Origin of the sequence: Iodidimonas nitroreducens, assembly GCA_000710935.1 — a bacterium.
Lineage (GTDB): Bacteria > Pseudomonadota > Alphaproteobacteria > Sphingomonadales > Rhodothalassiaceae > Iodidimonas > Iodidimonas nitroreducens.
On record BAYV01000028.1, the window covers coordinates 24,334 to 36,736 of the forward strand.

A 12,403-nucleotide genomic window follows, 5' to 3' on the forward strand; every position below is an offset into this window, starting at 1 on the left:
CAGTCATTTCCCTGTCAGGAGCATGGATCGGATACCAAAGCCACTCAGGCGCCGATGTCCGGATCGATGGATTTTACGGCATCAACAAGGCCGCGTACGGCATCAACGGATTTATCGAACATGGCCTTTTCATCATCAGCCAATTGCACTTCAACCACGCGCTCGACCCCGCCTGCGCCAATCACCACCGGCACACCCACATAAAGGTCATTCACCCCATATTGGCCGGTGAGATGCGCCGCTGCGGGCAGCACGCGCTTTTTATCCTTCAAATAGCTATCAGCCATTTCGATGGCCGCAGAAGCCGGGGCATAGAATGCCGAACCGTTTTTCAAAAGCTTGACGATTTCCGCCCCGCCATCACGGGTGCGCTGAACGATGGCATCGATCTTTTCCTGGCTCGACCAACCCATTTTGATCAGATCGGGAACCGGAATGCCCGCCACCGTCGAATAGCGGATCAGGGGAGCCATGGTATCGCCATGCCCGCCCAGCACGAAGGCGGTCACATCCTCAACCGAAACATCAAATTCCTGCGCCAGGAACAGGCGGAAGCGGGCGCTATCAAGAACACCCGCCATGCCCACAACCTTATGATGCGGCAGGCCGGTGATTTCACGCAGGGCCCAAACCATCACATCCAGCGGATTGGTGATGCAGATCACAAAGGCATCGGGGGCATGGGCCTTGATCCCTTCACCCACCGCCCTCATCACCTTGACATTGATTTCCAAAAGATCATCGCGGCTCATGCCCGGCTTGCGAGCCACACCGGCGGTGACGATCACCACGTCGGCGCCTGCGATATCCTTATAATCCTGGGTGCCCTTGAACACACCATCAAAGCCCTCGATAGGGCCGGATTGCGCCAGATCCAGCGCCTTTCCTTGCGGCAGACCTTCAACGATATCGAAAATAACGATATCGCCAAATTCTTTCAAAGCGGCGAGATGGGCCAGCGTGCCGCCGATATTACCGCCGCCGATAAGTGCGATTTTGGACTTTGCCATAGGATGCCTGCTCCTTCGATCATGCGATCCCTGAATTGGATCGCCAAGAATGAGAGAGGGCAACCTAAAGCCGGGCACCCTCATGCGCTGAACTGCGTTTTCAAGCCGGGTTCCTAGCGCGATTTCGCCCCATGCACAAGAGGATGTGGCATGTTTGTCAGTCGCATTTCCGCGAGCGGACCGTGTAGCCGCTTTCACCACATAAGGCTTTCAAGCCAGGTGCGGCGGATCTATGGTCTTGTTGGTAGAAAATATAAAAAAGACGCACGCCAAAAGCTCATCATCAAGGGGAGACCTTCATGACTGCGCAAAGCGCTCGAAGCGCCCCATCCTATCTGGATGATGCGCCAAATGCCGATGCTTATCCTGATCAGGCAATCGCTCGAAATATCTTGAAGTGCCTGCCAGATCATAAAGACGGGGCGATCTCTTTGGGCATTTACGGGCCTTGGGGATCGGGCAAGAGCACGCTTTTGAAAGCGCTTTATGAGCAATGCAAACAACAAAAGCACCCGGTGCTGCTGTTTGAGCCCTGGCGTTATGAGCACACAGAAAGCCTGATCGTTCCTTTATTGGCGGAATTATCGGCAAGCTTTGTGCAGAAAGTTGAAAATTCGACCAGAGGCAAGCTGACCAAAACCAAGGATGCTGCCCTCAGCGCGATGAAAACATTATCAACCCGGCTCTTGGGGCGCGCCGCCCGGCTGGCCATGCGCACAGCGGCCGATAGTTTGCCCATCCCTTTCAGTGGCAAAATCGCCGATGGCCTGGAAGATTTTGGCCGGGCGGTGGCGGCAGCCTATCAGGAACCAAGCCGGTTCAATTATCCGGCCAGTGAAATCGAGGGGTTCAAGCAGGATTTCAAGGCGTTGATAGACTGTGCCCAAAAGGCTGTGCGCGGCGATCCTAAAAAGCGGCTCACCATTTTTATCGACGATCTTGACCGTTGCGCCCCCAATCAGGTGCGGCGATTGCTGGAATCCCTCAAAACCCTGCTTTGGGAAAATGGCGTGTGCTTTGTTTTCGCCCTTGATCGCCATCAGGTTGAACTGGCCATCGCCGAATCCTATCTGATCTATTATCAAAGCGCCGATGATGGGCTGATGCAAGCGCAGGAAAAAGCCAATCGCTATCTGGAAAAATTTTTCCCCTTCAGCGTCGATCTATCCGGGCCGGATGGCCTGTTAGTAAACCATGGCTTGCTGATAAAGGCGCAAGAAACCTTCTGGCAGGAACTGAGCGATGCCTTTCCAAAGCACGAACGCTTCATCAAAAATGCCCGGGATTTATACGGGATGGCCCCACATAATCTGAGGCAGATGAAGGCCGTGGTCCGTTGGCTGCATATGGATTTGATCATCAATCCCGATAAAGAGGGCACGAAACGCGCATCGGCCTTTGCCACCTTTATCTTTGCCCAAAGCTATCCCCGCTTATGGATCGAATTTTTCGATCAGAGAGACCCTGAAATCAGCATAGGACTTTATGAAAATATTGCCCATGTTTCAGATGGACTCATAAAATCATTGAATGACACGGAAGAACACCCGTTTTTTCAGGTTCCATACATACGGGCGCATCTTGCAAGTCCAACGCCCATAGAAATCAACGAGACACAGGATGAAATGGGTTGGCGTGAAGCGCTTCTTGCAGGCCGACTTCTTGCCAGCACGTCCCTTGCATCTTTGCTCATCCGGCTACATGATTTTAGGGCTTTTAAAGAGTTAGAGCGCCTTGAGATGTTATGCAGAGCGGCGGTTGCAGGCCTTAAATTAAAAGAAGACCCCCTCCCCCGCGTCACCCCGGCCCCCGAGCCGGGGTCCATCCCGTGAAGGACCGAGCGTGGGAAAGAGTGGATCCCGGGTCTGCGCCCGGGATGACGAAAGTTGTGAGCACTTCATATAAATTTCGTCACCCCGGCACCCGAGCCGGGGTCCATCTCGTGAAGGACCGAGCGTGGGAAAGATGGATCCCGGGTCTCCGCCCGGGATGACGAAAGGGGCGGGAATGACGATATTTGTGGCGCGGGATGACGCGGTTGAGAAGAAGAAGCCAGCGCGACTGAGCGCCGGCGCCGTTGCGCCGCCCCATCGGAGCCGTGAGCGCAGCGAACTGGCGCGAGATCAAAAAACATCACCCCGACCCCCGAGCCGGGGTCCATCCCGTGAAGGGCCGAGCGTGGGAAAGATGGATCCCGGGTCTCCGCCCGGGATGACGAAAGGGGCGGGAATGACGATATTTGTAGCCCGAGATGACGTCTCACCCAGCCCTTAATCGGCAAAGCGTTCCAGAAAATCTTTCCGATGATCCACCGCTTTTTTGAAGGAATCAACGGCAAACTTTCCTTGCTGTTCGCGCATGGCTTTCAGGATTTCTTCCTGCTCAGCCTCGCTTTTGGCAAGAAAATTACGCACCTTCAAAATCCGCTGATAGCCAATGCCCGCAGCAGTGGCAATCGCCATGTCTTGGTCGGCGGGTGCTGCCGATTGGGTAACCTTCGCAGCCCCCAAACGGCGCGCGCGCTGCGCTTCCAAGACCTGCCGACGCATCGATGATTTTTTATCCGAAACTGCGGTCATCGGAATGATCCTTTTAAGACGCGGCCATCCAGAGCCATCTTTTGCCCATAAGCTTAACATCTGATGCCCTGATTTTCAATATGCTCGGCTTGCCTGAAGCGATCCATGCCCACGTTTCAGATAATCTTCAGATTGCATTTCCAGAAGGCGCGAGACCGTGCGTTCAAATTCAAAGGCGCCATCGCCAGCCACATAAAGCTTTTCGGGTGGTGCCTCGGCCGAGGCCAATAGCTTCACATTCTGCTCATATAAAATATCGATCAGGGTATTGAACCGCTTGGCCTCATTGCGCTTTGACGCCCCCATGATCGGAATGGCCACGATGATGAGGGTGTGAAAACTGCGGGCAATCGCCAGATAATCCGCCGCCCCCAAAGGCTTTTCACACAGGCGCTTGAAGGAAAAAACCGCCACGCCCTTGCAGGCTTTGGGCACGAAAATCTCGCGCCCCATCACCTCGACCGTGCCGGTGGGCACATCCTGAGGATTATCCACATCGCGATCAGTCAAACGAAAAAATACGCGCCGCAAAGCCATGGTGCTCGCTTCATTCACCGGGCTGAGCCAGGTATCAAGGCCGCGCATCCGTTCCAGCCGATAATCGGTCGGGCCATTCAACCCCAAGACATCGAAGCGTTCCTTGAGCATGGCGATCACCGGCAGAAAAAGCTGACGATTGAGCCCATCCTTATAGAGATCATCAGGGGGGCGGTTCGATGTGGCAACGATCACCGTGCCTTCATCGAGCAGGGCCTTGAACAATCGCCCCAAAATCATCGCATCCGCCACATCTGTCACATGAAATTCATCAAAACACAAAACGCAAGCCTCGCACGCCAGAGCTTTGGCAACGGGCACAATAGGATCATCGGATTGACCATCTGTGCCTTTGTCATAGCCTTGGGCCTTGCGCGCATCCGGGGTCATCTTGCGCCAGTCATCAAGACGCCGGTGCACATCTTGCATGAACTCATGAAAATGCACCCGGCGCTTTTGCCTGACCGGCGCGGTGGCAAAAAACAGATCCATCAGCATGGATTTGCCGCGCCCCACACCACCCCACAGATAAAGCCCGCGCGGGGGGGCCTTTCGCCTGCGGCCAAACAGCCTGCTCAAGAATCCCCGGTCGGGAATGGCGCAATCAAAACCGATCAGCATCTTGTGCAAAGCATCGAGATGCGCCACCACCTCGGCCTGGCCGGGATCGGGGCGCACCTCATTGCGGGCGCGCAAAGTGTCATACACATCCTGGGGGCCTTCGCCCAAGCCTTCAACCCAAGCCAGATCGTTCACGGCTTGGCCACCGGGATCATTTGATCGGCCTGATCGCTTTCATCCGATAAGCCCACCAGCGCGCGGGCAAAGCTATCGGCATCAAAGGGGCGCAGATCATCAACCGCTTCACCCACGCCCACAGCATGAATGGGCAGGCCAAAGCGTTCGGCCACAGCCACCAGAACCCCGCCCTTGGCCGAGCCATCGAGCTTGGTCATGATCATGCCGCTGATATCGGCGACTTCGCTGAAAACCTGCACCTGATTGAGGGCATTCTGCCCGGTGCTGGCATCAAGCACGATCAGCGTATCATGGGGTGCGCTGGCATCTTTTTTTCGGATCACCCGCACGATTTTTGCCAGTTCATCCATCAGTTCCGTGCGATTTTGCAGCCGCCCTGCGGTATCGATAAGCAGAATATCCGCGCCTTCGGCTTCGGCCCGGCTCATCGCTTCAAAAGCCAGGCCCGCAGGATCGCCCCCCAGTTTGGTGGTCACCACCGGGCAGCCGGTGCGCTCCCCCCAGATCTGCAATTGTTCGATCGCCGCCGCGCGAAAGGTATCGCCCGCCGCCAGCATCACCGATTGGCCATTGTCGCGAAATTGCCGGGCCAGCTTGCCGATGGTGGTGGTTTTCCCCGCGCCATTCACCCCCACCATCAAAATCACATGGGGCTTGTGCCCGCCTTCAAGGGATAAGGGCCTGGCCACGGGCTGCAAAATCTGCCTGATCCGCGCGGCCAGCGCTGCGCGCACCTCGGCGGCGGAGATATCCTTGCCAAAACGATCGCGGCGCAGATCATCCGCCACTTTCGCGGCCACGGAAACCCCCAGATCGGCGGTGATCAGCAGATCTTCCAATTCCTCAAGGGCGGCATCATCCAGCCGCCTTTTGGTGAAAATATCCCCGATACCGCTGGAAATCGCCCCCGTAGAGCGCTTCAAGCCTGCGGTCAGCCTTTTGAGCCAGGATGTTTTGGCCTCGGTCATTTAACCCCCATCATCTGTTGAGCCGCCCCTATGCTCTGTTGGGCGCGGCCCTGAAGAACGCCATCCTCTTGTCCATCAATCACCACAGCCATGATCGCGCCCGCCGCATAATCCCCCTGCATCCGCACCGGGGCAAAGCCTTCGGAATGGCCCATGGCCCATGGCCCATCCGGGCCGGAGCCGGTTTTTTCCACCAGCACCATGTGGGTTTTCCCCACGCAATCAGCATAATAGCGATCAACCTGCGCTTCCCCCAGCGCCCGCAGGCGGGCCGCCCGTTCCTTCCGCACCGGCACATCCACCTGCGGCATCCGCGCCGCCGGGGTGCCAACCCGTTCGGAATAGGGAAACACATGCAGCCATGTGAGATCGCACGCTTCCACCAGCTTCAGGCTATTTTGGAACATCGCTTCGCTTTCGGTAGGAAAGCCGGTGATGATATCGGCCCCGAAAACAATCTCGGGCCGGTGGGCGCGCACGGATTGGCAAAAGGCGATGGCATCTTCCCGGCTATGGCGGCGCTTCATCCGCTTTAAGATCATATTATCACCCGCCTGCAGGCTGAGATGCAGATGCGGCATCAAGCGGGGTTCCGAGATCATTGCCTCGAACAGGGGGGCATCCACCTCGATGGAATCGATGGATGAAATGCGCAAACGCGGCAGATCGGGCACATGCTTTAAAATCTGCTGCACCAGCCGCCCCAATGGGGGGGTGCCGGGCAGATCGCCGCCCCAGCTTGTGATATCCACACCCGATAAAACCACTTCGCCATAGCCATGATCCACCAGCCGCTTGATCTGTTCAACCACCTCACCGGCGGGAACCGAGCGGGAATTGCCCCGGCCATAGGGGATGATGCAAAAGGTGCAGCGATGATTGCAGCCATTCTGGATCTGCACGAAGGCCCGCGCCTTTTCACGGAAGCCATCAATCAGATGCCCCGCTGTTTCCCCGACCGAGAAAATATCATTGACCAAAAGCCGTTCCGCCGTGCCCATCGCCAGATCGACAAAGCTTCTAGGCCGCATTTTTTCGGCATTGCCCAGCACATGATCCACATCGGGCATATCGAGAAACATTTTTGGATCGATCTGCGCCCCGCAGCCGGTAACGATCAAGCGGGCATCAGGCCGCGCCCTTTTGGCCCGGCGGATCGCCTGCCGCGCCTGCCGCATCGCCTCGGCGGGGGGGCGCCTCGGCGGTGACAGCGCAGCTATTGACAATCACCACATCCTCAAGCCCGGCGGCGATGGCATTATCGCGCATAACTTCGGATTCATAGGCATTGAGCCGACAGCCAAAGGTGATGATTTCGGGTCCGGAATGATCAGTCATGGGCCATATCCGCAAGATTGACAGTGCCCCGAAAGGCCGTGCGCACCGCCCCGGTCATCAGCACATGATCATCATCGGCCCAATGGATCTGCAAAGGCCCGCCGGGCATCTCCACCCGGGCCGCCCGGGCCGCAAAGCCCCGGCGATGCGCCCCCACAAGGCTGGCACAGGCCGCCGTGCCACAGGCCCGGGTGAGGCCCGCGCCCCGTTCCCATGTTCTGACCTTTAAATGATCAGGCGCGATGATGGTGACAAACGAGACATTGGTGCCTTCGGGAAAATCGGGGTGATGCTCGAGCCGGGCGCCGATCTCCGCCACATCCGGGGTGTTTTCATCCCATTTTTCAGGAGCCGGATTGAAAAACAGAAGATGCGGATTGCCCATGGAAAGGGCTGAAGGCGGCAACAGATCGCCTTCAATGATCGGCAAAGCATCAAGATCAAGATCGCGGGCAAGGGGAATAGCGCGCCATGAAAGACCGGGCTGCCCCATATCAACGGTCACCGCATCCCCCGCCCGGCGGGCCAGCAGAAGACCGGCACGGGTTTCGATCATCGCCTCATCCCGCCCCAGTTCATCCATCAAAACCTGCCCCACACAGCGGGTGGCATTACCGCAGGCGGCCACATCCGAGCCATCGGCATTGCGGATTTCCATGAACAGATCGGCCTTATCCGATGGCCTTAATATGATCAGTTGATCGCAGCCAATGCCCTGATGGCGATCCGATAAAGCGCGCACGGTGGCGGGATCGAGCACCAGCGGGCTGTGCCGGGCATCGAACAGAATAAAATCATTGCCCAATCCGTGCATTTTCAGGAAAGGGCGATCATCGGGCTTTTGCTGGCTCATCATGCCGCCTTATATGGCCGCGATGGGGCATGAGTCCAGCATCCAAAAGGCCATGGCCAAAGCAGGATCATAAAGCCGCTCAGCCAAAGAGGCGCGGCACGATCAGCCAGCAAATCCCCGTGATGATCACTGTGCCCAGAAGATTGAGCCGGAACCCGGCCCGCACCATATCCGGGATTTTGATCTGGCCGCTGGCATAAACAATGGCATTGGGGGCGGTGGCCACCGGCAGCATGAAAGCGCTGGACCCGGCGAGGGCTGCGGGTGCGGCAAGCAGGATGGGGGCTAGCCCGCTGATATCGGCGATGGAGGCCAGCACCGGCACCAAAGCCGCCACCACCGCCGTGTTGCTGGTGAGTTCGGTCAGGAAAATGATCAGCAGCACCACCGCGAAGATCAAAAACAGCACCGGATAAGATGCCAGAACCGAAAGCTGGCTCCCCAGATATTCCGCCAGCCCGGTCGAGCGGATGGCCGCCGCCAGGCTCAAGCCCCCGCCAAAGAGCAGGATCACCCCCCAGGGCAGGCGGTTGGCGCTGGGCCAATCCAGCAGGGCGGTGCCCCGCGCCGTCTTACCCCCGGCGGGGACGAGAAACATCGCCAAAGCCCCGATGATGGCAATCCCCATATCCGATAGATAATGAAACCCCGGCAGTTCATTGAGCAACAACCGCAGGGCCCAGGCCAAACCCACCAGCAGGAAAACCGCCGCTGTGCGCTTTTCCGCTTTGGTCATCGCCCCCAAGGCGGCCAATTGGTTTTCGACCACCGCCCGTCCGCCCCGCACATCTGCGGCATCAAAGCGAAAGCACAGCCGGGTCAAAACGAACCATGCACAAGGCAGCATCAAGGCCACCACCGGCAGCCCAAAGGCCATCCATGCGATGAAGGAAATCTCAAGCCCCTGTGCCTCGCGCACGAAACCCACCACAAAAGCATTGGCCGGAGTGCCGATGATCGTGCCCAAACCGCCGATGGTCGCCCCCCAGGCAATGCCCAGCGCCAGCGCAATCGCAAAAGGATGGTCGCCCGCGCGCGGCCCCAGAACGGTGCTGGCCACCATCAGCCCGATCGGCAGCATCATCAGGGTGGTGGCGGTATTGGATACCCACATCGACAACACCGCCGCCGCCAGCATAAAGCCAAAAATAAGGGAGGCCGGATGCGAACCTGATCGCGCGACGATGCTGAGCGCGATGCGTTGATGCAGCCCCCAGCGCTGCATCGCCATGGCCATGATGAAGCCGCCCAAAAGCAGATAGATCACTGGCTCGGAAAAAGGACGCGAGGCTTCGGCCAGCGTGGTGACCCCGAACAGCGGCAGAACCACCAGTGGCAAAAGCGATGTAGCGGGCACGGGGATGGCTTCGGTCGCCCACCATGAAGCCATCCACACCAGCAAAGCCACCACCACCCAGCCATCCGCCGAAAGGCCGGCGGGCGCGGGCAGCAGCAAAAGCAAAGCCGCCAGAAGGGGCCCCAAAACAAGCCCGATGCTTTGATAAAGGCGCCGCCCTCCGCTATTTCCTGTATTTTCCGCCTCGTCTGCCTGTGGATTTTCGCTCACGACACCCCCAAAGATGTTCAGATATTTCAAAAACCTAACAGACCGGGCCAAAGGTGCAAGCCTGTGTCATCGGGCATTCATGAGGGCGCTTTGCAAAAACCCGCCAGATGCTGAGGATTGCGACCCTCACTTTTGGTGCGCCATAATGAGTCACCGCAAAAAAACGAAAAGGCTTCATCTTATGATCGCACTATCCGCCCTTCTCGCCACAGCCACGGGGGCGATCTGCCCGGATGGGGTGATGCATCTGGATGCCCCGGATGATTGGCTGCAGGGCCGCACCCTTTATGGCGGGCTTTCCGCAGCGCTGAGCTATGCCACCGCGCGGCACAAGCTGGGGGATGATCTTCCTTTGCGTTCGGCACAGGTGGCGTTCATCGGCCCAGCGCAGGGGGCTCTCAGCCTCCGCCCACAAATCCTGCGGCGGGGGCGTTCGGTGAGCTTTTTATCCGTCGATCTTTTGGGGGATCAGGGCTTGGCCACCCGCACCGCCTTTTGCTTTGGGGCCGCCCGCCCATCGGCCAAAGCGGTGGCCCTGCCGCCGATGCCCGATGTGCCCGCCCCCGAAAGCCTCGCCGCCGTGCCGCTGATCGAGGGGGCCCCCGCCTTCATCCGGCATTTTGATCTGCGCATGGCCAGGGGAAGCTTTGACAATCAGGCCGACATGCTGATCTGGTTGCGCCACAAGGATGAACGCCTGTGGGGCGATGATAGCGGGGTGGACCCGATCTTTTCCCTGCTCGCTTTGGCCGATGCCCTGCCCCCCGCGATCATCATGGGCAAGGGGCCGATGATCCCGGTCAGTTCCATGACATGGCAGATCAACCCATTGACGCCCGCACCCATCACCCGCGATGGCTGGTTTTTGATGCGCTCATGGGCTGAAAATGCCGCCGATGGCTATTCCAGCCAGGGGATGATGACCTGGTCGCGCGATGGGGATGCTGTCCTTTCAGCCCAACAGAGCATTGCCATTTTCGGCTGAAGCCCGCCCCATTACACATTGACTTCTCTGGGACTTTACTGGGACTTTACTGGGGCACATTGACTTTGCAGGCGAAAGGGGCTAGTGACCTCCCTGTTCGGCTCTTTTTTCACTGTGCTTCATGGTGGCGGCGGCGAACACACAGCTTTAAAACCCGGCTTAAACGCTGGGCCCTTTGGATGATTTATCCGGGGTCTCCACCAGTCAGCGAGGATTCGCCCACTGGTGTCGTCTCCTTTTGTGGATAAGCTCTGATGGGATGCAGGATGGATATGTGGCACGATGTTTGAGTCTTTAAGCGATCGCCTCTCCGGCGTTTTTGACAAGCTCAAAAAACGCGGCGCCCTGTCGGAGGCAGATATCTCGGCAGCGATGCGCGAAGTGCGCGTGGCGCTTTTGGAAGCCGATGTCGCCCTGCCGGTGGTCAAGGATTTCATTGCCAAGGTCAGCGAAAAATCCATCGGTCACGCCATTCTGAAATCGGTTACGCCGGGCCAGCAGGTCATCAAAATCGTTCATGATGAATTGATCGCCATGCTCGGCAGTGGCGAGGATGAGGCCGATAGCCCCGGCGGCTTTGGCGGCCAGACCCTGCCGCTTTTGGGCGTGCCGCCGGTGCCGGTTCTGATGGTGGGGCTGCAAGGCTCGGGGAAAACCACGAGCACCGCCAAAATCGCCAAAAGGCTGAGCGAAAAAGATCATAAGCGCGTTCTGATGGCGTCTCTCGATACCCGCCGTCCGGCGGCGCAGGAACAATTACGAGTGCTGGGCGAACAGATCGGCATCAAAACCCTGCCCGTGATCGAAGGCCAGATGGCCGTTGATATCGCCCGCCGCGCCATGGAAGCGGCACGCCTTCAGGGCTTTGACGTGGTGATGCTCGATACCGCCGGGCGGATGCATGTGGATGATGATCTCATGCGCGAGGTGATCGCCGTGCGCGATCAGGTGAAGCCGGTGGAAACCCTGCTGGTCGCCGATGCCCTTACCGGTCAGGATGCCGTTTCGGTGGCCCGATCCTTTGATGAACGGCTGGGGATCACCGGCGTTGTGCTGTCGCGCATGGATGGCGATGGGCGCGGCGGGGCGGCGCTGTCGATGCGGGCGATCACCGGCAAGCCGATCCGCCTGATCGGCACCGGCGAAAAGCCCGATGCCCTTGAAGCCTTTCACCCCTCCCGCATTGCCGGCCGGATTCTGGGCATGGGCGATGTGGTGTCATTGGTGGAACGGGCAGCGGAAACCATCGAAGCCGATGATGCCGAACGCATGGCCGCCAAAATGCGCAAGGGCCAGTTCGATCTGGATGATCTGCGCAGCCAATTACGCCAGATGAAAAAAATGGGCGGCATGAAGGGTTTGATGTCGATGCTGCCGGGCATGGGCAAATTGACCAAAGGCGCGCCCAAGCTGGATGACAAGGTTCTGGGTCGGCAGGAAGCCATCATCTGCGCCATGACCCCAAAAGAACGCCGCGATACGCGGGTGCTCAATGCCTCCAGGAAACGGCGGATCGCCGCCGGTGCCGGGGTGAGCGTTCAGGATGTCAACAAGCTGCTGAAAATGCATCAGCAGATGTCTGGCATGATGAAAAAAATGTCGAAAATGGGAAAAAAAGGCGGTCTGCCATCGCTCCCCGGAATGGGGAATGCCATGGGGGGTATGGGCAGCATGGGCGGTGGTGCCCAAGGCCTTCCGCCCGGATTTTCCGATGCCCTGTCGGGTGGCAAGAGCGGCGGCTTACCGCCCGAGCTTGCGGCCCTTTTGAACAAGAAAAAATGATTATCATCTCAAGAAAGGACTGATC

11 protein-coding genes are annotated in these 12,403 nt (G+C 58.3%); 3 read left to right on the forward strand and 8 right to left on the reverse strand.

The window, feature by feature from the left end:
• Window positions 1-44 precede the first annotated feature (44 nt).
• Complete coding sequence (gene mdh, locus AQ1_RS10735; protein ID WP_042087119.1) at window positions 45-1,010, reverse strand: malate dehydrogenase; 966 nt, start codon at window positions 1,008-1,010, stop codon at window positions 45-47.
• A 299-nt stretch (window positions 1,011-1,309) separates the two neighbouring features.
• Between mdh and AQ1_RS10740 the strand changes: the two genes are divergently transcribed.
• Window positions 1,310-2,842 carry a KAP family P-loop NTPase fold protein gene (locus tag AQ1_RS10740; RefSeq protein WP_042087122.1) on the forward strand — a complete coding sequence of 511 codons (1,533 nt, stop codon included), beginning with the start codon at window positions 1,310-1,312 and terminating at the stop codon, window positions 2,840-2,842.
• Between the two features lie 438 nt (window positions 2,843-3,280).
• On the opposite strand, the gene AQ1_RS10745 is transcribed toward AQ1_RS10740, so the two are convergent.
• The 7 genes from AQ1_RS10745 to AQ1_RS10770 form a co-directional block, all read right to left on the reverse strand.
• A complete protein-coding gene (locus AQ1_RS10745) occupies window positions 3,281-3,589 on the reverse strand; it encodes a hypothetical protein (protein WP_150007214.1) in 309 nt (102 codons plus the stop codon).
• A gap of 75 nt (window positions 3,590-3,664) precedes the next feature.
• Complete coding sequence (gene zapE, locus AQ1_RS10750; protein ID WP_313981578.1) at window positions 3,665-4,882, reverse strand: cell division protein ZapE; 1,218 nt, start codon at window positions 4,880-4,882, stop codon at window positions 3,665-3,667.
• Window positions 4,879-5,853 carry a signal recognition particle-docking protein FtsY gene (gene ftsY, locus AQ1_RS10755; protein ID WP_042087127.1) on the reverse strand — a complete coding sequence of 325 codons (975 nt, stop codon included), beginning with the start codon at window positions 5,851-5,853 and terminating at the stop codon, window positions 4,879-4,881. The genes zapE and ftsY overlap by 4 nt, the downstream gene beginning before the upstream one ends.
• A complete protein-coding gene (mtaB, locus tag AQ1_RS10760; RefSeq protein ID WP_462687127.1) occupies window positions 5,850-7,031 on the reverse strand; it encodes a MiaB/RimO family radical SAM methylthiotransferase in 1,182 nt (393 codons plus the stop codon). Before mtaB ends, ftsY begins: the two co-directional genes overlap by 4 nt.
• A complete protein-coding gene (locus tag AQ1_RS15505) occupies window positions 6,982-7,191 on the reverse strand; it encodes a hypothetical protein (RefSeq protein WP_462687128.1) in 210 nt (69 codons plus the stop codon). The genes mtaB and AQ1_RS15505 overlap by 50 nt, the downstream gene beginning before the upstream one ends.
• Window positions 7,184-8,044, reverse strand: a complete 861-nt coding sequence (gene dapF / locus AQ1_RS10765; RefSeq protein ID WP_042087129.1) for a diaminopimelate epimerase — start codon at window positions 8,042-8,044, stop codon at window positions 7,184-7,186. Before dapF ends, AQ1_RS15505 begins: the two co-directional genes overlap by 8 nt.
• 79 nt (window positions 8,045-8,123) lie before the next feature.
• Window positions 8,124-9,611 carry an SLC13 family permease gene (locus AQ1_RS10770; protein WP_081837284.1) on the reverse strand — a complete coding sequence of 496 codons (1,488 nt, stop codon included), beginning with the start codon at window positions 9,609-9,611 and terminating at the stop codon, window positions 8,124-8,126.
• A gap of 181 nt (window positions 9,612-9,792) precedes the next feature.
• Between AQ1_RS10770 and AQ1_RS10775 the strand changes: the two genes are divergently transcribed.
• Window positions 9,793-10,596 (forward strand): acyl-CoA thioesterase, encoded by an 804-nt coding sequence (locus AQ1_RS10775; RefSeq protein WP_042087131.1) that lies wholly within the window; start codon window positions 9,793-9,795, stop codon window positions 10,594-10,596.
• Window positions 10,597-10,878: 282 nt separating this feature from the next.
• Window positions 10,879-12,378: a signal recognition particle protein gene (gene ffh, locus AQ1_RS10780; RefSeq protein WP_042087133.1), complete on the forward strand. Its 1,500-nt coding sequence runs from the start codon at window positions 10,879-10,881 to the stop codon at window positions 12,376-12,378.
• Window positions 12,379-12,403 lie beyond the last annotated feature (25 nt).